The sequence below is a fragment of the Kineococcus deserti genome, assembly GCF_050871945.1.
Taxonomy (GTDB): domain Bacteria; phylum Actinomycetota; class Actinomycetes; order Actinomycetales; family Kineococcaceae; genus Kineococcus.
Genome location: NZ_JBJLSI010000002.1, coordinates 87,240 through 109,910, shown reverse-complemented (window position 1 = coordinate 109,910; position 22,671 = coordinate 87,240). Strand labels below are relative to the sequence as shown.

Below are 22,671 nucleotides of genomic sequence, written 5' to 3'. Positions count from 1 at the left end.
TGGCAGACTGCGCCCCGTGCCGCCCGAGTCGACAGCGCCTGCCCTGGGGGTGGCGTGGACCACGGCGGTGCGGGCGCCCGTCGTCGACCCGACGCTCGGCATCGACGTTCCGGCGCCCGGCGGTGGTGACCGGGCGCACCCCCTGGTCGCGGTGGGGGACTCGCTGACCCAGGGTTTCCAGCACTACGCCGTGCACGACACGTCGCTGAGCTGGCCGGCACTGCTGGCCGACCTGCTCGGCACCCCCTTCGCGCGCCCGGTCGACCGCGGGCCCGGCGGGTACCCGCTGAACCTGGAGTTCCTGGCGCGCCGGGTGCTGGAGCGTCCGCTCCTGCCGGGTCTGGTCGCCGGGCTGCGCTACCTGCTGCAGGTGCAGCGCGCCTACGAGGTCGATCCCGGACCGCCGGGCGGCCCGCGGATGGAGGACCTCGCCGTCTGGGGCTGGGACCTGCGCGACCACCTCGCCCGGACGGCCGACACCGAACGCGCGAGGATCTCCCGGCCGCAGCCGCGCCGGCTGCGGGACCGGCTGCTGGTCGACGCCGCGAACGCGCGGTCGGCCGTGGACGTCCTCGACGGGTGGCGGGCCCGCGACGGGTCGGCCGTCACGACGCTGCGGGCCGCACGGGAACTCGGCCGCGACGGCGTCGGGACGTTGTGCGTGTGGATCGGCTCGAACAACGCCCTGCGCAGCGTCGTGACGCTGGAGGTCCTCCCCAGCGGCGAGCGGTTCCGCGAGGTCGGCGCCAAGGACGAGTACACGGTCTGGACGGTGCCGCACTTCCGCGCCGAGCTGGCCGAGGTCGTGCAGGCGGTGCGCGCGGTCGAGGCCGACCGGGTGCTGTGGGCCACGGTCCCGCACGTCACCATCCCGCCCGTCGTCAACGGGCTCGGCGGCCCGCTGGCGGAGTGCCCGCGCTACTTCCGCTGGTACGCCCGTCCGTGGCGCACCGAGGCGACGTTCGACCCCACCCGTGACGAGCACCTCACGGGACACGACGTGTGGGCGGTCGACCTCGCGATCGACGGCTACAACCGGGCGGTCCTGGACGCCGTGGAGCAGGCCCGCCGGGACGGCCGGGACTGGCGGGTCGTCGACTGCGCGGCGCTGCTGGACCGGATAGCGGTGCGACGCAACGACGAGCTCGGTGCCCGGCCGCCGGAGTTCCCGCCGTACCCGCTGCCGCCGGCGCTGCAGGGTCTGGACACGCGGTTCCCCCGCACCGACGACGAGGGCCGGTTGCTGTCCGGCGGCCTCATCGGCCTGGACGGGATCCACCCGACGAGCTGCGGGTACGGCCTGGTCGCGCAGGAGTTCGCCTCGGTCATGGCCGCGGCCGGGGTGGAGTTCGGCAACGGCCCGCAGATCGACTTCGCCGCCCTGCGCCGGCGGGACACGTTCGTCGCCGACCCACCTCCCGGAATCGACCGCGCGCTGCGGCTGATCGACCGGGCCGACCGGATCGGCCGTGCGGTGCGGTGGCGACGTGGCTGAGGCGGTCGTCCTGGTCAACGGGGTGCCCGGCGCGGGGAAGACGACGCTCGCCCGGGAACTGGCGGGCAGGACGTCGTGGCCGTGCCTGTCCAAGGACGACGTCAAGGAGCTGCTGGCGGCGCTGGCCCCCGCGGTGGGTTCCGCCCGGTCGGGAGCCCTGGCGATGGACACCGTCTGGGCTCTGGCGCGCGAGTGCGACGGTGTCGTCGTCGTGGACTCCTGGTGGTTCCGGCCGCGGGACCTGGAGTTCGCCCGGGCGGGGCTGACCACCAGTGGTGCCCAGCGGTCGGTGGAACTGTGGTGCGAGGTGCCGGTGGAGGAGGCGCGACGCCGGTACGCGCACCGCACCCGGGCAGCCGTCCACCAGGACGACCGGCGCCTGGTGACGGACTGGCCCACGTGGGCGGTCCAGGCGGAGCCCCTGGCCCTGGGTGGGGTCGTGCGGGTCGACACCTCGGGACCGGTGGACGTCGGTGAGCTGCTCCGCAGGATCGAGGAGGTGCCCGGCTGGGGGAGCCGGAAGCCGTGACGCGGACTCCGCCGTCGTCTACCCTGCCCTGGGAACGTTCACAGGCTGAGAGGGAGGTCGCAGTGGCGACGGGTCGACCGCCCACGATGCGTGACGTGGCCGAACACGCAGGAGTCAGCATCTCCACCGTCTCGCGCGTCGTCAACGCCGAGAAGTACGTCGACCCCGCGACGCGCGAGAAGGTCGAGGCGTCGGTCGCCGCCCTGGGGTTCCTGCGCAACGAGAGCGCGCGGACCCTGCGACCCGGTCAGCGGACCGCGACGATCGCGCTGGTGGTGGAGGACCTGACCAACCCGTTCTCGGCCGAGCTCGCGCACGGCGTCGAGCTCGTCGCCGCGGCCGCGGGATACGTCGTGCTGCTGCTGAGCACCGGCCGGGACGAGCAGGGGGACCGCGACCAGACCCGCGAGAAGGAGATCGTCTCCGAGCTGCTCAGCCGCCGCGTCGACGGGGTCCTCATGGTCCCCGGCGTCGACGACGCCGACGGACGCTACGCCGCGCTGGCCGAGCGCACGCCGATCGTCTTCGTCGACCGCCTGCCGCGCGGGGTCCGCGGTGACGTGGTGCTGCTGGACAACGCCGGCGGCAGCCGCCGGCTCACCCGGTGGCTGCTCGACCGCGGGCACCGGCGCATCGGCTACGTCGGGGGCGACAGGGGGTCGGGGACCGGCGCCCGGCGCTTCTCCGGGTTCCGCGCCGCGCTCAAGGCCGCCGGGGTGCCCGAGCACCGCGAGCTGCTGCGCTTCGGGCAGCACACCAGCGAGGAGGCGCGCACCGCCACCGAGGAGCTGCTCGCGCTGGACGAGCCGCCGACGGCCCTGTTCTGCGACAACAACCGCATGACGGTCGGTGCGCTGCTCGCGGTGCACCGGGCGCGCGCGGACGTCGTCCTCGCCGGGTTCGACACCGTGGAGCTCGCCGAGGTCCTCGTCGACCGCGTCGCCCTGGTCACCTACGACCCCGTCGACGTCGGCCGGCAGGCCGCCACCCTGCTGTTCGAGCGGCTCGCCGGCTCCACCGTCGCCCCGCGCCGCACCACCGTGCCCGTGGAACTGGCCGAGTTCGGGAACTGAGACCCCCAAGCGTCGAGGAGGACGTCGTGCACGATCAGCGCCAGGCCGTCGAAGCCAGGCTGGGACGGGTGGTGGCCCAGCGCATCGCGCCCGCGGTGCACTCCTCGCCGGTGCCGCTGGAGGTCGCCGCCTGGCACGCGCCGGGCGAACCGGTCCCCGTCGCCGACGGCCTGACCGCCCCGTACGAGGAGTTCGCCGTCGGAACCCCCTGGGGGCCGCCGTGGGGGACCACCTGGTTCCGGTTGCGCGGGCAGGTGCCGGCGCAGTGGGCCGGGCAGGAGGTCGAGGTCGTCTTCGACCTGGGCACCGACGCCCGCAGCGTCGGGTTCCAGGCCGAGGGGCTCGTGTACACCCCGGACGGTGAGCCGGTGAAGTCGATCAACCCGCTGTCCACCTGGATCCCCGTCCCCGAGGGCACCACGGAGTTCGAGTTCTTCGTCGAGGCCGCCTCCAACCCCGACGTCCTCGGTGGGGGCGGACTGGTCTTCGAGCCCACCCCGCTGGGCGACGTGCTGACCGCACCGCGGGATCCGCTGTACGTCCTGGCCCGCGCCGACGTCTGCGTGCGCGACACCGAGGTCGCCGGCCTGCTGAGCGACCTGGAGGTCCTCGGCGGGCTGATGCTGGAACTGCCGCTGGAGGACGCCCGGCGCTGGGAGCTGCTGCGCGGCATCGACACCGCCCTCGACGCCCTCGACCCGCACGACGTGGCCGGGTCGGCCGGCCGCACCCGCGCCGTCCTCGCCCCGCTGTTCTCGGGCGGGGCGCGGGCCTCGGCCCACCGGGTGAGCGCCGTGGGTCACGCGCACATCGACTCGGCGTGGTTGTGGCCGTTGCGCGAGACCGTCCGCAAGGTGGCGCGCACGACGGCGAACGTCACCCAGCTCATGGACGTGCACCCCTCCTTCGTCTACGCCATGAGCTCGGCGCAGCAGTTCGCGTGGATCGCCGAGCACCGGCCCGAGGTGCACGAGAAGGTGAAGGAGCGCATCGCCGAGGGCCGTTTCGTCCCCGTCGGCAGCATGTGGGTCGAATCGGACACCAACATGGTCGGGTCCGAGGCGATGGTCCGGCAGTTCCTGGAGGGCAAGCAGTTCTTCGCCCGCGAGTACGGCGTCGACACGCAGGAGGCGTGGCTGCCGGACTCCTTCGGGTACTCGGCCGCCCTGCCGCAGATCATGAAGCTCGCCGGGGTCCGCTGGTTCCTGACCCAGAAGATCTCCTGGAACGCCGACAACCGGTTCCCGCACCACACGTTCGACTGGGAGGGGATCGACGGGACGCGGATCTTCACGCACTTCCCGCCCGTCGACACGTACAACTCCGACCTGTCGGCCAGGGAGCTCGCGCACGCCGCCCGCAACTTCTCCGAGAAGGGCCGGGCCGGCTGGTCGCTCGTGCCGTTCGGGTGGGGCGACGGCGGCGGCGGCCCCACCCGGGAGATGCTCGCGCGGGCCGACCGGCTCGGCGACCTCGACGGCTCGCCCCGGGTGTCGCTGCACTCGCCGCGGCAGTTCTTCACCACGGCCGAGCAGGACTACCCCGACCGGCCGGTCTGGTCCGGTGAGCTGTACCTCGAACTGCACCGTGGGACGTACACCTCCCAGGCGCAGACCAAGCAGGGCAACCGGCGCAGCGAGCACCTGCTGCGCGAGGCCGAGCTGTGGGCGACCACGGCGGCCGTCCGGACGGGAACGCCGTACCCGGCCGCGAAGCTGAAGGAGCTGTGGCGCACCGTGCTGCTGCACCAGTTCCACGACATCCTGCCCGGGTCGTCGATCGCCTGGGTGCACCGCGAGGCCGCCGCGACCTACGAGCGGGTGCGGGACGAGCTCGAGGAGGTCATCGCGACGTCCCTGGCGGCCGTCGTGGGTGCGGGACCGGTCGACCTGCAGGTCAACTCCAGCCCCCACGCCCGCGCCGGGATCCCCGCGATGGGGGTGGGCGCGCCCGAGTTCTCGCACGAGGCCGTCACCGTGACGCGCGAGGGCACGGACACCGTGCTGGACAACGGGCTGTTGCGGCTGCGCGTCGACGCCGCCGGGAACCTGGTCTCGATCCTGGACCTGGCGCACGACCGGGAGGTCCTGCTGCCGGGGACGAGCGCCGGTCTGCTGCAGCTGCACCGGGACACCCCGAACAAGTGGGACGCCTGGGACGTCGACGCGCACTACCGGCACGTCGTGCGCGACCTGACCGAGGCGGAGTCGGTGGTCGTCGACACCGACAGCGGCGACGGGGCGGACGTCGTCGTCCGGCGCACCACCGGGGCGAGCGAACTGACCCAGCACATCCGGCTGCCGAGGGGTGAGGCCCGCGTCGGCTTCGACGTCGAGATCGACTGGCGCGACCGGGAGGCCATGCTCAAGGCCGCGTTCGGGCTCGACGTGCACGCCGACCGGTCCGCGTCGGAGATCCAGTTCGGCCACGTGTTCCGCGCGACGCACGAGAACACCAGCTGGGACGCGTCGCGGTTCGAGATCTGCGCCCACCGCTGGCTGCACGTCGGCGAACCCGGCTACGGCGTCGCGGTGACGAACTCGGCCACCTACGGGCACGACGTGACCCGCTCGGTCGCCCACGGCGGCCGGCCCGGGACCACCGTGCGGTTGTCGCTGCTGCGCGCGCCGCTGTCGCCGGACCCCGAGACCGACCAGGGGCGGCACACGCTGTCGTTCTCCCTCGTCGTCGGGGCGGGCATCGGGGACGCGGTGCGCGAGGGGTACCGGCAGAACCTCGGGCTGCGCGACGTGCGCGGTGCGGGACCGGTGGACCCGCTGGTCGTGGTGGAGGACCCGGCCGTCGTCGTCGAGGCCGTGAAGCTGGCCGAGGACGGCTCCGGTGACGTGGTCGTGCGGTTGTACGAGTCCCTCGGCGGCCGGGCCCGCACGAGCGTGCGCTGGGGTTTCCCGGTGGCCGCGGTGACGGAGGTGGACCTGCTGGAGCGGCCGCTGGAGCAGGGCGCGACGACGGTCGAGGACGGCGGGGTGCGGATCGGGCTGCGGCCCTTCCAGATCCTCAGCCTGCGCCTGACCCGGGGCTGAGCGGGTCGAGCGGGCCGGTCAGCCGACGTGCAGCAGGTGCACGCCGGCCAGGGCGACCCCGGCCACCAGCACCCAGGAGCCCAGGCCGAGGGCGAGCGACCGCCCCCCGGTGCGCACCAGGTGCGGGACGTCGATCCCGGTCCCGAGGGCGAACAGGGCGGCGACGAGCAGGACCGACTGGACCTGGGCGGCGCCGTCCAGCACGCCCTCCGGCAGGAGCCCGGTGGCCCGCACCAGCACGGCGGCGACGAAGGCGGCGACGAAGAAGGGCAGCACCGGCGGCCTGGGCCCGTCCGCCGGTGCGTTCCGCCGCCGCCGCAGGACGACCAGCGCCACCAGCGGGGCCAGCAGCAGCACGCGCGACAGCTTCACGACGACGGCCGTGGCCAGCGCCCCGGGCACCCGGTCGCCCGTCGCGACGACCTGACCCACGTCGTGCACGCTCGCCCCGGCCCAGGCGCCGAACTGCTGGGCGTCCAGCCCGAACGGCGTGCGCAGCAGCGGCAGGAGCAGGATCGCCAGCGACCCGCACAGGGTCACCAGGGCGATGGCCGTCGTGGTGTCCTCCTCGTCGGCGTCCGTGGCCGGCCGCACGGCCGCGATGGCCGAGGCGCCGCAGATCGAGAACCCCGTCGCGACGAGCAGGGACCGGGCCGGGGACAGGCCGAGCAGCCGGCCGAGCAGCTGCGTCCCGGTGAACGTCACCACGACGACGCCGACGACGAGGGCGATCCCGCCGACCCCCAGCTCGCGGACCTGCGCCAGCGGCAGTTGCAGTCCCAGCAGCACCACGGCGATCCGCAGCAGGCGTCGGGAGGCGAAACCCGTGGCGGGTCTCCAGGAGGGCCGGAACAGGCCCGTGCTGCGCACGAGCGCGCCCAGGGCGACCGCCACGGTCGACGCCGTGAGGACGTGGGCGACCCCCTCCAGCCCGAACGCCACGACCGTCGCCGCAGCGATGACGAGCAGGCCGGGCAGGAGAGCGGCGAAGGGGGTGGTGCGGGGAAGCCGGTGGAGCACGGTTCCAGGGTGCCTGCTCGGCTCAGCCGTCCAGAACCCGGTGTGTCGCGTGTCGTCACAGGGCCGCCCTGTGACGTTGACCCCGCCCGAACGGTGTGCCAGGGTGTGCGGAAAGCGCATTCCAGCGATGACGACGGAGTGGACGATGGACCTCGGGCGCCTGAGCCTCAACCAGATCACCCTGAACTCCCTGGGCCTGCCCGAGGCCGTGGCCGCCTGCGAGCGGCACGAGGTCGGGGCGATCGCGGTGTGGCGCGACAAGATCGCCGCCGTCGGCCTGGACCGCGCGGTCGACCTGGTCCGCTCCGCCGGACTGCACGTGAGCTCGGTCTGCCGCGGCGGCATGTTCACCGACCCCGCGGCCGACCCCGCCGCCGTGCGCGAGGACAACCGGCGCGCCGTCGACGAGGCCGCCGCGCTGCGGGCCGACTCCCTCGTCCTCGTCTGCGGTCCGCTGCTGGACCACGACCTGGCCGGCGCCCGCGCCCGGGTCCAGGACGGGATCACCGAACTGCTGCCCTACGCCCGCGACCACGGGGTCCGGCTCGCGATCGAGCCGCTGCACCCGATGATGATCAGCCGGCGCTCGGTCATCAGCACCCTCGCCCAGGCGCTGGACCTGTCCGACGCGCTCGACGGTGAGGTCGGCGTCATCGTCGACGCCTACCACGTGTGGTGGGACCCGGACCTGGAGACGCAGCTGGCCCGCGCGGGAGCGCGCATCGCGGGCTACCACGTGTCCGACTGGCTGCCCGGGACGGCGGACCTGCTGCTGGACCGCGGGATGATGGGCGACGGGCTGATCGACCTGCCCCGGCTGTCCGCGCTGGTCGCCGACGCCGGCTACCGCGGGCCGGTGGAGGTGGAGATCCTGTCCAGCCGCTGGTGGGCCGAGGACCCCGACGACACCGTCCGGACGCTGCGCAAGCGGTTCGAGGAGTTCGTCTGAGGCGTCCTCCCGCCGGGCCGGTTCCTCCCGGCTGCGCCCCACCCCTCCGCGATCAAGGATTCGATCTCGGCGATCAAGGAGCCGGTGGTCCCCGGGGCACCGGGCGAGTCCTGGATCGCCGCGGGTGGATCCTTGATCGCGGGGGTTGAGCGGGGCGGGTGGCTCGTCAGGGGGCGACGTCGGCGAGGCGGTCGGTCGTCGCGGCGTCCCGCTCGCCGCCGAAGTACTCCTCGAGCACCGCGCTGAAGGTCGGCTCGTCGGGATCGGTGGCGGCGAACAGGGTCATCGAGCTGCGCAGCTTGGTGGCGTCGACGTCGCCGAAGACCGCGACGGCGTCCTTGTCCGGCAGGTCGAGCAGGATCCGGGCGCACTCGCGCAACCGGTCGCCCAGCGCCGGGTGCGCCAGGTAGGCGCGGGCCTCGTCCAGTCCCGAGATCGCGTACCGCTGGGAGGTGGAACTGCGTCCCAGCCCGGCGATCTGCGGGAAGGTCCACCACATCCAGTGCGACGTCTTGCGGCCCGCCCGCAGTTCGGCGGTGGCCTGCTCGTAGCTGGAGGACTGGGCGTCGAGGAAGCGTTCGAGGTCGAACGGGTCGTTGCTCACACCTCCAGCGTGCCGCGGGCGTTCGCCCCGTGCCCGGCGTGACGCCACACGAGGGCGGTCCCGGCGTGCGGCAGGATTCGGCGTGTGAGCCCTGACGTCAGCACCGTGCGCATCCCCGCCGACCTCCTGCCCGTCGACGGGCGCTTCGGGTCCGGCCCCTCCAAGGTCCGACCGGAGCAGGTGGCCGCCCTGGCCGCGGCGGGAACGTCGGTGCTGGGGACCTCGCACCGCCAGGAGCCGGTGAAGTCGCTGGTCCGGCGGGTGCGCACGGGGCTGGCCGACCTCTTCTCGCTGCCGGCCGGCTACGAGGTCGTCCTGGGCAACGGCGGCAGCACCGCCTTCTGGGACGTCGCGGCGCTGTGCCTGGTGCGTGAACGCTCGCAGCACCTGGTCCTGGGGGAGTTCTCGGCCAAGTTCGCCGCGGCCGTCGCGCAGGCGCCCTTCCTCGCCGAACCCGTCCTCGTGCGCGGCGAGCCGGGCACGCTGCCGCGGCTGGGGGAGGTCGCCGACGGCGTCGACGTCGTCGCCTGGCCGCACAACGAGACCTCCACCGGCGTCATGGCGCCCGTGGTGCGACCGGAGGGGCCGGGCCCGGACCAGGGCGGTCCGCTCGTGGTGGTCGACGCGACGTCGGGCGCCGGCGGCCTGCCCGTCGACGTGTCGCAGACCGACGCCTACTACTTCGCCCCCCAGAAGGCGTTCGCCTCCGACGGCGGACTGTGGCTGGCGCTGCTGTCGCCGGCCGCGCTGGAGCGCGTGCACGAGATCGGCGCGACCGGCCGCTGGACCCCGGCGTCGCTGGACCTGCAGATCGCGGTCGAGAACTCCCGCAAGGACCAGACGTACAACACCCCCGCCGTCGCGACGCTGGTCATGCTCGCCGAACAGGTGGAGTGGATGCTGGCCCGCGGTGGCCTGGACTGGGCCACGGAACGCACGGCGACCTCGGCGGGGATCGTCTACGACTGGGCCGGCGCGCGGGAGTGGGCGCAACCGTTCGTCGCCGAACCCGCCGCCCGCTCCCACGTCGTGGCGACCATCGACCTCGACCCCTCGATCGACGCGGCCGCGGTGCAGGACGTCCTGCGGCGCAACGGGATCCTCGACGTCTTCCCCTACCGGAGCCTGGGCCGGAACCAGTTGCGGATCGGGGTGTTCCCGGCGGTGGAACCGCAGGACGTGCGGGCCCTGACGGCCTGCGTCGACCACGTCGTGGAAGAACTCAGGAAAGGCTGACCTGATACGCCGGAAGGAGATCAGGAAAGGCGTTCCTGGCTAGCGGGGAATGTCTTTCCTGGTTACTTTCGAACGCATGGCGACCGTGAACCTGGACCTCACCCCGATCCACCAGTGCTCCGTCGAGGGGTGCACCTTCAACGCCTCGACGGCGTGCCACGCGCCGGCGATCACCGTGGGCGACCACGGCGCGAACCACTGCGCGACGTTCCTGGGCATCCCGACCAAGCACAAGCCGACCACCGACGGTCACGTCGGGGCCTGCCAGCTCGGCGACTGCGTGCACAACGACGACCTCACCTGCCACGCGGCGAGGATCGACGTCGGCACGGCGGAGTCGGGCGAGACGCGCTGCCTGACCTACAGCGCCGCCTGAGCCAGCTCCTCGGCGAGCATCCGCGCCAGCGCTGGTTCCACGCCCCACGTCCCGGTCAGCTCCTCGTACTCGGCGAGCAGTTCGGCGCGACGTGAGCCGTTGGGCGTCCCGACGCGCACCGCGCGGATCATGGCGTTGCGCGGCGTGTGCGCGGAGTCGATGAACTCCACGACCTCGACCCGGTACCCCAGCAGCTGCAGCACGAGCGCGCGCAGCGCGTCGGTGAGGACGTCGGCGAACCGCTCGCGCAGGATCGCGTGCCGGACCAGCGGCGTCCTGTTCCCGTCGAGCTGACGCTGCACGTCGCGGTGGCAGCACGGCGCGGCCAGCACCAGCGGCGCGCCCCAGCGCACGGCCCGGGCCAGCGCCTCGTCCGTGGCGGTGTCGCAGGCGTGCAGGGCCATGACCACGTCCGGCTGCTCACCGGTGAACGGCTCGGCGCCGGCGATGGAGCCGACGGCGAACCGCAGCCCGGGCAGGGCGGCCTCGGCGGCGGCCTCGCGACCGGTCGCGACGACGTCCTCGCGCACGTCGACCCCGACGGTCACCAGGTCCTTGCCGGCCGCACGGGCCTGCTCGCCCAGCCAGCGGTGCGCCGCGAACGTCAGGTAGGCGTTGCCGCACCCCAGGTCGACGGCGCGCAGCTGCGCCCCCGCTCCCGCCAGCAGCGGCGGGGTGAGCGGGGCGAGCTGGCGCACGAAGGCCTCGACCTGGCGGCGCTTGTCCCCGCCGGCGCCCAGGACGCGGAACAGCGGGTCGTCGGGGTCGACCAGGCGCTGCTTGGCCCGGTCGTGCTGACGCGGGCCGGCCTCCTGCGAGGTCGCGGCGCGGTGGACCTGGGCGTCGCCCTTCTTGGTGATCCGCACCTGGACGACCTCGGTCGCGGTGTCGACGTGCAGGTTGCCGTAGGGCTGGGCCAGTAGGTCGTCGACCGCGGGGCCGGCCTCGCCGACCGGGACGTTGCGCGTCGTCACGACCGGGCCGGTCCGCGCGGTGAACTGCAGGTGCGGCCCGTTCTTCAGGCGCACCGGCCGGACCTCGACGCGTTCTGCCGCAGGCGGTTCCAGCCCCTTGCGGCGCCCCGCCGCGACCGCGCGCGCCAGGTGCTCGGTGTCGAGCAGCAGGGCGCGGACGTCGGCGAGGGCGGTGGTCAGGTCGGTGGGCACGTGCTCCATTCTCCCTCGCCGCGCCGGGGTGCCGAACCCGTGACGACCACGACGCCGCTCCGGCCCGGCGCGAGGACGTCTGGCTGTGCATGATCACCGAAGTGCATGATCACGGTGGGTTCGGTGCGAGGTGCTGCGCGGGCGGGTTCACGCTGCCGTGATCATGCACAGCTACCCGCCGTGAACCGGCTCGGGGAAGGGTTCTGCGGCGCGACCGCTCCGGTCACGCCCGCCGGACCGGGATGGTGGTGGGCGCCGGCGGGCCGGCCAGGAACTCGCGCACGAGCTGCAGGAGCAGGTCGGGGCGTTCGGTGAGCAGCGCGTGGGAGGTGTGCGGCACCACGGCCAGGTCGCCGTCCGGCAGCGACCGGTACAGCTCCAGGGTGTGCTCCAGCGGCACGATGTCGTCGTCGGCGGACACGACGAGCGTGCGGCAGGTCAGCCGCGACAGGTCGGCGGGGGTGACGCCCAGGTCCTCGGACGACATCTGCGCGAGCTTGGCCGCGACGACGCCGAAGTGGTCCCGGCCGTCGGGGGAGACCTCGGCGTAGGCGTCGACGAGCACCTGCGGGACGTCGGTGGGGGCGTCGGGATCGGGGGCGACGAGCCAGCCCTCGCGGGCGAAGACCCCGCTGACCAGGACGAGGTCGTGCACCAGGTCGGGCCGGCGCAACGCCACCAGCAGCGCCACGACCGCGCCGTCGCTGAAGCCGACCAGGTGGACCGGTGTGCGGCAGACCGTCTCGAGCAGGGTCACGGTGTCCCGGGCCATCAGGTCGTAGCTGATGGGGCCCGGCGCGTCCGGGGTCCGGCCGTGGCCGCGGCGGTCGGCCGTCACGACCGGGTGCTGCTCGCGCAGGCGGGCCAGGTTGGTGGCGAACGTGCGCGAGTCGAGCATCCCGCCGTGCAGCAGCACGACGGGGGTCCCGTCCTGCGGGCCGGAGCGCTCCACCCAGGTGGGCACGCCGTCGAGGTCCACGTACCCGGCGCGCGGGTCGGTCGTGGGCTGGGGCGTGGGCTCGGTCGTGGACACGGTCAGAACCTCCAGCGGGTGCAGCCGTAGGGCTCGGGGATCTGCAGGGCGGTCGCGGAGGTGATCTCCATCCGGTGGACCTGCCACGGCGGCCGGCCCGCCGACGGTGCGCTGAACTCCGCGGTCAGGGCGGTCCCGGACGCGTCGACGCTGCACGGCCAGCCGTCGGCGGCCCACCGGGCGGCCAGGTCGGCCACCTGCCCGGGGTCCTCGACGACGGCGGCGCGACCCTCGGCCACGAGGTCGAACTCGTCGGTGGACACGCTCAGGGCGCACCGCGGATCGCGGGCCAGGTTGCGGCCCTTGCGGGTCCTCCCGCCGGTCTCGAACCAGAACGTGTCGTGGACCCACAGCGCCCCCAGACCCGTCACGTGCGGGCTGCCGTCGGGGTTGAGCGTCGTGAGCCAGAACGTGTGCCGGCCCGGTCCGGAGGTTCCGGGGACCTGGTCCACCCCGCGCTCGAGGCGGGTCGTCACGAACTTCCAGTCCACGGGCGGCGCCCCGTGCAGGTCGGCGAGGTTCTTCGTCTCCATGTGGTGCTGACCCCGGGTGGGGGCGGAACTAGGCGGCCGCGGTGTCGCGCTCGTCGTTCCTGGCGGGAACCAGACGCAGGTGCGGGCTGCTGCGGAACGAGTAGCGCACCCGGACCCTGGCGTGCCGCAGCAGGAAGATCCCGACGGCGACCGCGACCAGGACCGAGGGGATGGAGCCGACGAGGATCGACCACGACGGGCCGAACTCGGTGCCCATCCAGCCCACGACCGGTCCGCCGACGACGGTTCCGCCCTGCATGAGCGACATGTACATCGCCATGACCCGGCCGCGCATGCCCGGTTCGGTGCTCATCTGCACCGTCGCGTTGGCGGCCGTCATGAGCGTCAGGGAGGCCAGTCCCATGAACGGCAGCACGAGCAGGTAGAGCGCGTAGGTCGGCATCAGCGCGGCCACGGAGGCCAGCACGCCGAACGCGGCGGCGGCGCCGACCACGAGGCGGTAGCGGGGGCGTTCGCGGCGGGCGGCCACGAGGGCGCCGGCCAGCGACCCGACGGCCAGCACGGTGCCGGCCAGGCCGTACCCGGCCGAGTCGGTCCCGTACTCCACGCTGGTCATGAGGGCGCTGGTCAGCTGGAAGTTCAGCCCGAACGTCCCGACGACGGCCACCAGCGCGAAGATCGCCAGCAGGTCCGGCCGGGCCCGGACGTAGCGGATCCCCTCGCGCATGCTGCCGGCGCCCTTGGCGGGCCTGGTGCGGGGCACGGGATCGGCGGGCCGCATGAGGTGCAGCGTGATCATGGGCGCGATGAACGACAGCGCGTTGAGCAGGAACACCGGGCCGGTGCCGATCCAGGCGATCAGCACGCCGGCCAGGGCCGGGCCGATGAGCCGGGCGGAGTTGAAGGACGCCGAGTTCAGGCCGATCGCGTTGGGCAGGTCCTCGGGTGGGACGAGCTGGCCGACGAACGTCTGGCGCACCGGGCCGTCGATGGCCGAGGCGCAGCCCAGCAGCACGGCCAGGACGTACACGTGCCACAACTGGGCGTGGCCCGACATCACCAGGACGGCCAGGACCAGGCCCAACAGCCCCATCGCGGCCTGGGTCGTCATCAGCGTGCGCCGCTGCGGGAAGCGGTCGGCGATGGTGCCGGCCAGGGGGGCCAGCAGCAGGATCGGGCCGAACTGCAGACCGGTGGTGATGCCGCCGGCCGTTCCGGACCCGTCCGTCAGGACCTGGATGACCAGCCAGTCCTGGGCGACGCGCTGCATCCACGTGCCGGTGTTGGACACGATGGCGCCGCTGGCCCACAGCCGGTAGTCGCGGTGCCGCAGGGAGCGGAAGGTCCGGCTCGCGCTGATCGCCGTCATTCGCTGATCACCGTGCGCAGGATCCTCGCGGCCTCGGCGAGCGTGGCGCGCTCGGCCTCGGACAGCGTCTCCAGCCGCCGGCTCAGCCAGGCGGCGCGGCGGGCGCGGGTGTCCTCCACGACCGTGCGGCCGGCGTCGGTCACCGAGATGAGCACCTGCCGCCCGTCGTCGGGGTGGTCGGTGCGGGCCACCAGTCCCGCCTCGACGAGGCCGGCGATGGTGCGGGTCATCGACGGCGGCCGCACGTGCTCGGCCTCGGCGAGTTCGCCGGGGGTGCGCGGGCCCTGGGTGAACAGCTGGGCCAGGACGGAGAACTGACCGTCGGTGAGTTCGTCCAGGGACTTCTGCGCACGCAGCCGCCGGGCGGTGCGCAGCAACGAGATCCGCAGTTCGACGGCGAGCTGGTCCAGCGAGGTCAGCCCCCGGGCAGCGGGTCCGGTGTCGGAGCCGGTGCCGGGTGCGGGGGCGGACGCGGTGTCGGCGGGGGGCACGGGACCACGGTAGTCGTTAGTCGTGCTAATTACCAATGGCAACGATTCGGCGTCGACACTCGATCCCCTACCAAGAACGTCTACGGGGGGTTAGAGTCGGTCACGTTGCGTGATGGAAGTACGGGTGGTTCACGACCCGTGGCGCGGAGGGTGGAGCGGTCGAGTGAGTGGTTCCTCAGCGGCGTCAGCCACCCGGCGGGCTCGTCGGGCGCTGGAGCGGGCGGCCGCCGCGGTGGCGGAGGCGGACGAGGCGGTGCAGGCCCGCACCGCCTCCTCGGCGGCCGTGGCCTTCGACGGCGACCTCGCGGTCGACCTCGACCCCCGGGTCGCCTCGATCCCGGCCGGGAACCGGGAACTCGAGGTGACGACGCAGAACGGCCCGGGTGGCGGCCTCCTGCGCGCCCAGCGCCGGTTCGCCGAGTGCGCCGACCCCGCAGCCCTCGCCGAGGAACTGGTCGCCGAGGTCCACGCGGCCGGGCACCAGCGCGTGCTGCTGCTGGAGACCGTCGCGCGCTCGCGGCACCGTGAGCTGGAGGTCCTGGCCGCCCGGGGCGACCTGCTGCTGGTCCCGGGACGTCGGCTGACCGGCAGCGACCTCACCCGGATGTCACCGTCCGCAGTCGTCGAACTGGTCCCCGGCCACCCCCGGGCCCCCCGGCTGGCCGTCTGGGGAGTGCCCGACCCGACCTGGCCCGAGGCCCCCGGCCAGCTGGAGCTGCTGGCCGCGGCGGCCGGGGCGGCCTGGCGCGCCATCGTCGCCACGGCGCAGGCCCAGCGCTTCGAGCGCGAGTCGGCCAGCACCCAGCTGCTGCTGTCCGGCGCGCTGCGCCTGGCCGGCCTCGGCTCCTGGTCCTGGGACCCGGCCACCGGCGTGGTCGCGCTCGACGACCGGCTGCGCGAGATGCTCGGCATGGGCGCCGGCGAACCCGACCCGGACCTGCAGACCTGGCGGCTGCGCGTCCACCCCGACGACCGCGGCCCGTTCACCGGCGTGGAGGACCCCGCCGCGCACGCCGGGACCTCGGCCCCCTACCCCTTCCGGGTCGCCTCGGCCGACGGCACCGAGCGCACCTTCCTCGGCATGAGCGTCCCGCTGGCCACGACGAGCTCCAGCGTCGTGCAGGGCCTCGTGCTCGACGTCTCGGCGGGGGAGAAGTCCAGCGGCGAACTCGTGCGGCTGGCGCAGTGCGACTCCCTCACGGGGCTGGCCAACCGGTCGGTGCTGGAGACCCGCCTGGCCCAGGCGCTGGAGAACGCCACCCCCACCGACGCCGTCGCGCTCGTCCTGCTCGACCTCGACCGCTTCAAGCTGGTCAACGACACCCTCGGGCACCAGATCGGCGACGCCCTGCTGCGGCAGGTGGCCGTCCGCCTGGAGGACGCCGCCCCGCCCGGTGCCACGCTGGCCCGCCTGGGCGGCGACGAGTTCGTCGTCATGGTGCCGGGGGTCAACCGCCCCGAGGGGGCGGCCACCATGGCCCAGGGCATCATCCGCCGGCTGCGCTCACCCATGCTGCTGCCCGGACTGCCAGAACCCTTCGTGTGCACCTCCAGCGCCGGCATCGCCGTCGGCCACGAGGGCACCGCCGACGACCTGTTCCGCAGCGCCGACATGGCGCTGTACCGGGCCAAGGACGGCGGCCGGGACCGGGTGGCCATGTACGACTCGGCCATGCGCGACGAGGCCCACGCCCGGCACGTCGCCGAGCACCGCGTGCGCCGGGCCCTGCGCACCGACGGCCTGCGCGTCGTCTGGCAGCCCATCGTCGACCTGCGCAACCGCGAACTCGTCGCCGCCGAGGCCCTCGTCCGCCTCGACGACCCCGTCGAGGGAGTCCTGGAACCGAAGTACTTCGTCGACACCGCCGAGGACACCGGCCTCATCGTCGACGTCGACACCTGGGTGCTCGGGGAGGTCCTGCGGCAACTGCGGGAGTGGCGCCGCGAGGGGGTCGGCCTGCAGGTCTCGTTCAACGTCTCGGGCAAGACGCTGGAGCACCCCGCCTTCGCCCACCGGCTGGCGCACAGCGTCGAGTCCACCGGCGCCGCCGGCAGTTCGCTGCTCGCCGAGGTCACCGAACGCACGCTCATCGACCTGTCGACCTCCACCCGGGCCAGCCTGGGCGAACTGCGCAGCATCGGCGCCCGCGTCGGCCTGGACGACTTCGGGACCGGGTACTCCTCGCTGTCCTACCTCGACCGGTTCCCGTTGAGCTTCCTGAAGATCGACATGAGCTTCGTCCGGCCGCTGGGCTCCTCCGACCGCGCCGAGGCCGTCGTCGAGGCGCTCATCAGCCTCGCCCACGCGCACGGCATGGTGGTCACGGCCGAAGGGGTCGAGACCGAGCTGCAGGCGCAGATGCTGCGCGACATGGGCTGCGACCGGGCGCAGGGCTACCTGTTCGGCCGGCCCGTGGACGCCGGTCTGCTGCCCTTCGGATCACTGGCGTAGCACGCGCCCCAGCCGGGCGACTCCCTCGGCGGTGCGGTCGGGGGAGTGCGTCGTGAACGACAGCCGCAGCGTGCAGGAGTTCGCCTGCCCCGCGAAGAACGACGCGCCCGGGACGAACGCGACGCCCGCGGCCAGCGCCGCCGGCAGCAGGCGCGCGGTGTCGGCGACGGAGGGCAGTTCCACCCAGGTGAACATCCCGCCGTCCGGCCGCGAGGACCGCGCTCCGGCCGGGAGTTCCCGCTCCAGCGCCGCGAGCATCGCGTCCCGGCGCTCGCGGTAGGCCACCACGACCCGCGCGACGTGGGCGTCGAGGTCGGTCACCGCGAGGTACTCCGCGGCCGCGGCTTGGTCGACCGTGGAGGTCTGCAGATCAGCGGCCTGCTTGGCGACGACCACCGCCGGACGCAGTTCGCGCGGCAGTCGTGCCCAGCCCAGCCGCAGCCCGGGCGCACCGATCTTGGAGAAGCTGCCCAGGTGGACGGTGTTCGCCGCCGCCGCCGGGTGCGCGGCCAGCGGTGCGACGGGCTGCCCGGAGTAGCGCAGTTCCCCGTACGGGTCGTCCTCGACGACCCAGACCCCGAACTCGGCGGCGAGTTCGGCGACGCGTGCCCGCCGCGCCGCGCTCAGCGTCCGGCCGGTGGGGTTCGCGAAGTTCGGCACCAGGTACAGCACCGCCGGCCGCCGGGTGCGGAACACCTCCTCGACGGCGTCCGGGTCGATCCCGTCCGCGTCGCCGGCGACCCCGGCCACCTGTGCCCCGGCGAGGGAGAACGACTGCAGCGCAGCCAGGTAGCTCGGTTCCTCGACGGCGACGACCGCGCCCGGGTCCAGCAGCGCGGTCGTCAGCAACGTCAGCGCCTGCTGCGAACCGGTCGTGATGAGCAGGTCGTCCGGCGCGGTCGGCAGCCCGCGCCGGGTGAGCCGGTCCGCGACGAGTTCGCGCAGACGCGGATCGCCCTCGGTCGCGGCGTACTGCAGGTTGCGGCGCGCGGCCGTCCCCGACAGCGCCCGCACGTAGGCCTCCCGCAGACCGTCCGCGTCGAACAGTTCCGGCGCGGGCAGTCCACCGGCGAAGGAGATGACGTCGGGGTTGGACACCAGCGCCAGCAGTTCACGCACCGGGGAGGACCGGACACCGGACAACCGGCTGCTCAACGGCGGGGTGGTGGTGGTCACGACGAACTCCTCGGGCACGGGGACGGTTTCGATCCGCCGCGCCGCGACGAGGGTGACGTCGCGGCCAACGGGTTCCACGCGGCCGGGGTGAGGAGCGTTCGGTGCGGGAGTCTACCCCCGGTGCACGTGCGCGGCGTCGGCCTGGGCGATCGGGCGCAGCACGACCTTGTCGAGGTCGACGTGCGGCGGGCGGGTCACCGCGAACGCGATGACGTCGGCGACGTCGTCCGCGGTCAGCGGGGTGAGCCCCTGGTAGACCTCGTCCGCCGCCTCCTGCGAACCCAGCCGGACGAGGGAGAACTCCGTCTCGACCATGCCGGGGGCGATCTCGGTCACCCGGACCGGTTCGCCGAGCAGTTCCTGGCGCATCGTGCGGCACACCGCGTTCACACCGTGCTTCACGGCCGTGTAGCCGCCGCCGCCGGGGTAGACCTCGAAACCGGCGATGGAACCCAGGACGACGACGTGCCCGTTGCCGCCGCGGCGCATCCCCGGCAGCAGGGCCTGGTGCACGCGCAGGAGGCCCACCACGTTGACGTCGTACATGGCCTTCCAGCCCTCGGGGTCGCCGTCCTCGATCCGGTCGGTGCCGAACGCCCCACCGGCCGAGTGGACCACGACGTCGACGTCGCCGACCTGCGCGGCCATCGCGGCCACGGAGTCGGCGTCGGTCACGTCGAGTTCGACGGCCCGGCCGCCGACCTCCTGCGCCAGCTGCTCCAGGCGTTCCACCCGGCGCGCCGCCGCGATCGTGCGGAAACCAGCCGCGGCCAGCGCCCGCACGGTGGCGGCGCCGATCCCGCTGCTGGCGCCGGTGACGAGGGCGGTGCGCTGGGGGGTGCTGTTGTCGGCCATGCCCGTCATCCCAGCAGATCGTCCCGGGATGCAGGACACTGGCCCCGTGCCGCTGTTCCTGCCCCCGTCCAAGGCCAAACCGCCGCCCCCGCCGCTGCGGACCGACGACCGTCGCGCGGTGCTCGTCGGCCTGGGGGCCTGGACGGTGCTGCTCGTCGTGGCCATCGCCGTCCCCGAGGTCCGCAGCACCGGGGAGGGTCGCTGGCTGGAGTCCTGCATCGCCGGGATCGCGCTCGGGCTGATCGGACTGGCCCACGTCCACCGCCGCACGCGCCGCTGACCCCGTCCTCCGTCGTGAGCCCGCCGGGAGTTCCTGCGGGACCACGGGTGGGTCTCAGGGCTGGGGGAGGCCGGGGAGTTCGACGGTGAGCACGGTGGCGGGATCGTCACCGGCGAGCAGCCGCGCCAGCGCGGTGCGCGCCCACCAGGCCCCCGCGACGTGCGCCAGGCCGTCGGCGGCCGCCTCCGCCGACGTGGCCAGCACCTGACCGTCGAGCACCCAGAACCGCACGGGCTCGCCGTCGCAACGCAGCTCGGCGACCTGCGTCCACGTCGGCGCGAGACCGGGGACCAGGGCGGTCGCGGCCGCGGGAACGGCGTGCTCCGTGCCCGCCGGGTGCTGCAGCTCTCCGTCCGCCCGGTCGGAGGCGAGGTCGAGGTCGAGGAGGTCGGCGACCGTCTCGGCGACCGCGGCCGGGACGAGGACGCGCGGGCCGAGGTCGGTGCGCTGCGCCCACAGCGGTGAGTCCGCGACCACGACGTCACCGGCGTCGGCCGTCACGACGGTCCCGTTCTCGTCCAGAGCCGCGAGGTGGTGCAGCGCAACGGGTGTCGCATCAGCAGCGAGGCGGCCCAGCACGCTCCACACGGTCAGCAGCTCGGCCCCGGACGGCAGGTGCCGGGCGCTGCGGGACAGCAGCGCGGGCAGGTCGGCCACGCCGGCGGCCGCCAGGTCGGGCAGCACCCCCAGGGCGCGCCGGGCGGTGTCGGGCAGCCCGGCCGTCCACGGCGGTGCCGCCGGCAGCCAGTGCGGGGCGCTGCCCGCGCGGTCGCGGGAGACCTCCGGCAGCGGACCGGACCGGCGCAACCACCAGGCGACCAGACCCGGGCGCCGGTGCCGCCCCAGGACCCACGGCGCGGTCAGCGCGCGCAGCCCCTCGAGGGAGGCCGCGAGCGCCGCCAGGACATCCGGCCAGGCCTCGACCACCAGGTCGAGGTCGCGCACGACGCTCACGGCGTCGACGCTCGTGCCCGCGAGGGGTTCGTCGAGGACGTCGGCCCAGACCTCCTCGACGTACTGCCCGAAACCGGCCAGTCCGGTCTCGGCGGCCGTCCCGGGGTCGGTGAGGTCGAGCTCGGGCAGGTCGACGACGGCCGGGCCGGCCAGCACACCCGCGGCCCGCAGGACGTCCGGCCCCCACTCCTGCAGCAGGTCCGGCGCGACGGGGGCGACCTCGTCGGGGTCCAGGGCGCGGGCGGCCAGGGTCCCGGGCAGCACCAGTGCCCCCGCGGGCGCGAGTTCGTCCTCCTCGTCGGGCAGGGCCAGGTCCGCCAGCCACGGCAGTTCACGCCTCACCCGGGCACCGGATCCGGCGCCGACCACCGCGGCGAGCAGCTCCAGCACCGCCTCGGCGACGGCGTCGGGGTCCTCGGCGTCGGGGGAGGCGGCGACGGCGGCGCGGACGGCGGGGTCGGTCAGCACCGCCCAGGCGCCGCCCTCACGGGCGCCCAGCCGCACCAGCAGGTCACGCGCCGGCCCCTGCGAGACCGCCGGGTCGACGATCCGCAGGCCGAACCCGGCGAACACCCCGGCCGCCTCGGCGCTCAGCGCGTCGGGGTCGTCGAGCAGCACCGTTCCGCGGACGCCGTGCACGCGGCGGCCGTCCAGCAGCGGCACCGGCAGCCCGCTCACGGCCTCCCGCGCCACCGGATCGGCCGCCGTCAGCGGGGCCAGCGCCGTGAACAGCGCCCGGCTGCCCGCGGCGTCCTGACCGGGCAGCACGTCGAGCACCTCGGCCAGCCCCAGGCGGGTGACGCCGAGCTCGGTGAGCAGCCGGTCGCTGCCGCGCGGGGCGGCCACCAGCCCCGCCAGCGCCGGCGCCAGGGCCTGCAGCAGGTCCGGGTCGTCGGCTCCGGGGCCGGTCAGGGCGACCGCCGAGCTCGGCCGGACCGGGATCGGTGCCCCGTCGGCCCGTTCGACGCACAGCAGCAGCGGCACGTCACGGGCCCGGTCCAGGACCCTGCGGCGCAGTTCGGCGTCGACCCGGCCGGCCGCCGCGCCGTACGGCAGCAGCCTCAGGGCGTCCCCGCCCTCGGCGGCCACCTCGGCCAGCAGGTCGCCGTAGGCGTCGGCGGCGGCGTCGAGGAGCACCTCGGTCGCCTGGCCCGGGGCGATCCGGCGCCGGTCCGGGCCGAGCGGGAACGTGGCCACCAGCAACGCCGGCCACGGCAGGTCCTCGTCGGTGGGGGTCGGTGCGCACACGACGCCAGCGCCGGACAACGGTTCCCACCCCCGAGCCGCCCACCGGGAGGGCCCACGTCAGCGTCCACCCCGGCCGGCGCCGGTCCTCGACCCCGCGGTCGGCCAGGTCGGCGGGCGCGAAGCGGCCGGTGCGGCGCAGCACGCGCCAGCGGTCGGCGAGGTCGGCGATGCGCTGCGCGGGCCGGCCGGGCAGGTCGACGACGATCTCGGTCAGCGCCGGCAGCGCGAGCAGCAGGACGTCACCGGTCCCGGCGAGCAGGTCGGCCAGCAGCGCCTCGACGAGCGTGCGGGCCGCGGCGTCGCGCAGCGGCAGGTCGACGACGGTGTCGTAGCCGGCCGGGACGGCGGGGGCGTGCGGGGCGGGGAACGGCAGCCGCAGCGCGGCGACGTGCCCGTCGCGCGCGGCGAGCTCGGCCGTGGCGCCGGCGCTGCCGGCGGTCCGCACCAGTTCTGCGGAGTCGGCGCGGGAGAAGCGGACCGTCCCCGTGGCCGAACGGAGCGCGGGGTCGTCGGTGACGGCCAGGACGGCGGCGAAACCCACGCCGAAGCGGCCGACGGACGGCTGGTCGGGGTCACGCTTGGCGCTCGCGCGCAGCGAGGCGAGGGCCTGCACGCCCGCGGCCGACAACGGGGCGCCGGTGTTGGCGGCCAGCAGCCGCCCCGGGCCGCCGTCCGGGTCCTCGCGCAGGGTGAGTCGCAGCCGGCCCTGCACGTCGGCCGCGGCCGCGGCGTCGGCGGCGTTCTGGGCCAGTTCGACGACGAGCCGGTCCCGGTAGGAGCCGAGGGCGGCGTCCTCCTCGGCGTTGGCGTCCTCGCGCAGCCGGGCG

At 74.6% G+C, this 22,671-nt stretch carries 19 protein-coding genes; 9 read left to right on the top strand and 10 right to left on the bottom strand.

Going from position 1 to position 22,671, the window contains the following annotated elements; all coding sequences use genetic code 11:
• The first annotated feature begins 16 nt into the window (after window positions 1–16).
• From ACRYR2_RS02460 to ACRYR2_RS02445, 4 genes are all read left to right on the top strand, one after another.
• On the top strand, window positions 17–1,495 hold the full coding sequence (locus tag ACRYR2_RS02460; protein WP_432561232.1) for a hypothetical protein: 1,479 nt from the start codon (window positions 17–19) through the stop codon (window positions 1,493–1,495).
• Entirely contained in the window at window positions 1,488–2,024 is a 537-nt protein-coding gene (locus ACRYR2_RS02455; RefSeq protein ID WP_432561231.1) for an AAA family ATPase, read from the top strand. The genes ACRYR2_RS02460 and ACRYR2_RS02455 overlap by 8 nt, the downstream gene beginning before the upstream one ends.
• A 95-nt stretch (window positions 2,025–2,119) precedes the next feature.
• Window positions 2,120–3,097 (top strand): LacI family DNA-binding transcriptional regulator, encoded by a 978-nt coding sequence (locus tag ACRYR2_RS02450; RefSeq protein ID WP_432561230.1) that lies wholly within the window; start codon window positions 2,120–2,122, stop codon window positions 3,095–3,097.
• Window positions 3,098–3,123: 26 nt separating this feature from the next.
• Window positions 3,124–6,141, top strand: a complete 3,018-nt coding sequence (locus ACRYR2_RS02445; protein WP_432561229.1) for an alpha-mannosidase — start codon at window positions 3,124–3,126, stop codon at window positions 6,139–6,141.
• Between the two features lie 18 nt (window positions 6,142–6,159).
• Here the strand turns inward: ACRYR2_RS02445 and ACRYR2_RS02440 are convergent, their stop codons facing one another.
• A complete protein-coding gene (locus tag ACRYR2_RS02440) occupies window positions 6,160–7,161 on the bottom strand; it encodes a YeiH family protein (protein WP_432561228.1) in 1,002 nt (333 codons plus the stop codon).
• A 145-nt stretch (window positions 7,162–7,306) separates the two neighbouring features.
• On the opposite strand from ACRYR2_RS02440, the gene ACRYR2_RS02435 reads away from it, so the two are divergent.
• Window positions 7,307–8,110: a sugar phosphate isomerase/epimerase family protein gene (locus tag ACRYR2_RS02435; protein WP_432561227.1), complete on the top strand. Its 804-nt coding sequence runs from the start codon at window positions 7,307–7,309 to the stop codon at window positions 8,108–8,110.
• Window positions 8,111–8,276: 166 nt separating this feature from the next.
• Here ACRYR2_RS02435 and ACRYR2_RS02430 read toward each other — a convergent pair whose 3' ends face one another.
• Window positions 8,277–8,714: a DUF1810 domain-containing protein gene (locus ACRYR2_RS02430; RefSeq protein ID WP_432561226.1), complete on the bottom strand. Its 438-nt coding sequence runs from the start codon at window positions 8,712–8,714 to the stop codon at window positions 8,277–8,279.
• A gap of 84 nt (window positions 8,715–8,798) precedes the next feature.
• Here ACRYR2_RS02430 and serC point away from each other — a divergent pair, with 84 nt between their 5' ends.
• Together serC and ACRYR2_RS02420 are read left to right on the top strand one after the other, a co-directional pair.
• On the top strand, window positions 8,799–9,950 hold the full coding sequence (serC, locus tag ACRYR2_RS02425; protein WP_432561225.1) for a phosphoserine transaminase: 1,152 nt from the start codon (window positions 8,799–8,801) through the stop codon (window positions 9,948–9,950).
• A 76-nt stretch (window positions 9,951–10,026) separates the two neighbouring features.
• The gene (locus ACRYR2_RS02420; protein ID WP_432561224.1) at window positions 10,027–10,326 is read left to right on the top strand and encodes a DUF1540 domain-containing protein; all 300 of its coding nucleotides are present in this window, start codon (window positions 10,027–10,029) and stop codon (window positions 10,324–10,326) included.
• Here ACRYR2_RS02420 and ACRYR2_RS02415 read toward each other — a convergent pair.
• From ACRYR2_RS02415 to ACRYR2_RS02395, 5 genes are all read right to left on the bottom strand, one after another.
• Window positions 10,311–11,492, bottom strand: a complete 1,182-nt coding sequence (locus ACRYR2_RS02415; RefSeq protein WP_432561223.1) for a class I SAM-dependent methyltransferase — start codon at window positions 11,490–11,492, stop codon at window positions 10,311–10,313. The two genes, ACRYR2_RS02420 and ACRYR2_RS02415, sit on opposite strands and share 16 nt — an antisense overlap.
• 223 nt (window positions 11,493–11,715) lie before the next feature.
• Window positions 11,716–12,525, bottom strand: a complete 810-nt coding sequence (locus ACRYR2_RS02410) for an alpha/beta fold hydrolase (RefSeq protein WP_432561222.1) — start codon at window positions 12,523–12,525, stop codon at window positions 11,716–11,718.
• 2 nt (window positions 12,526–12,527) lie between these two features.
• The gene (locus tag ACRYR2_RS02405; protein ID WP_432561221.1) at window positions 12,528–13,058 is read right to left on the bottom strand and encodes a pyridoxamine 5'-phosphate oxidase family protein; all 531 of its coding nucleotides are present in this window, start codon (window positions 13,056–13,058) and stop codon (window positions 12,528–12,530) included.
• Window positions 13,059–13,086: 28 nt separating this feature from the next.
• On the bottom strand, window positions 13,087–14,388 hold the full coding sequence (locus ACRYR2_RS02400) for an MFS transporter (protein WP_432561220.1): 1,302 nt from the start codon (window positions 14,386–14,388) through the stop codon (window positions 13,087–13,089).
• Window positions 14,385–14,879 carry a MarR family winged helix-turn-helix transcriptional regulator gene (locus ACRYR2_RS02395; RefSeq protein ID WP_432561219.1) on the bottom strand — a complete coding sequence of 165 codons (495 nt, stop codon included), beginning with the start codon at window positions 14,877–14,879 and terminating at the stop codon, window positions 14,385–14,387. The genes ACRYR2_RS02400 and ACRYR2_RS02395 overlap by 4 nt, the downstream gene beginning before the upstream one ends.
• Window positions 14,880–15,042: 163 nt before the next feature.
• Here ACRYR2_RS02395 and ACRYR2_RS02390 point away from each other — a divergent pair, with 163 nt between their 5' ends.
• Window positions 15,043–17,331, top strand: a complete 2,289-nt coding sequence (locus ACRYR2_RS02390; RefSeq protein WP_432561218.1) for a putative bifunctional diguanylate cyclase/phosphodiesterase — start codon at window positions 15,043–15,045, stop codon at window positions 17,329–17,331.
• Here ACRYR2_RS02390 and ACRYR2_RS02385 read toward each other — a convergent pair.
• Both ACRYR2_RS02385 and ACRYR2_RS02380 read right to left on the bottom strand, forming a co-directional pair.
• On the bottom strand, window positions 17,320–18,540 hold the full coding sequence (locus ACRYR2_RS02385) for an aminotransferase-like domain-containing protein (protein ID WP_432561373.1): 1,221 nt from the start codon (window positions 18,538–18,540) through the stop codon (window positions 17,320–17,322). The two genes, ACRYR2_RS02390 and ACRYR2_RS02385, sit on opposite strands and share 12 nt — an antisense overlap.
• Window positions 18,541–18,618: 78 nt before the next feature.
• Window positions 18,619–19,371, bottom strand: coding sequence for an SDR family NAD(P)-dependent oxidoreductase (locus ACRYR2_RS02380; RefSeq protein ID WP_432561217.1), 753 nt, complete (start codon window positions 19,369–19,371; stop codon window positions 18,619–18,621).
• A 19-nt stretch (window positions 19,372–19,390) separates the two neighbouring features.
• Here ACRYR2_RS02380 and ACRYR2_RS02375 point away from each other — a divergent pair, with 19 nt between their 5' ends.
• Complete coding sequence (locus ACRYR2_RS02375) at window positions 19,391–19,642, top strand: DUF2530 domain-containing protein (protein ID WP_432561216.1); 252 nt, start codon at window positions 19,391–19,393, stop codon at window positions 19,640–19,642.
• Window positions 19,643–21,581: 1,939 nt separating this feature from the next.
• Here ACRYR2_RS02375 and ACRYR2_RS02370 read toward each other — a convergent pair.
• Window positions 21,582–22,556 carry a sacsin N-terminal ATP-binding-like domain-containing protein gene (locus tag ACRYR2_RS02370; RefSeq protein ID WP_432561215.1) on the bottom strand — a complete coding sequence of 325 codons (975 nt, stop codon included), beginning with the start codon at window positions 22,554–22,556 and terminating at the stop codon, window positions 21,582–21,584.
• Window positions 22,557–22,671 lie beyond the last annotated feature (115 nt).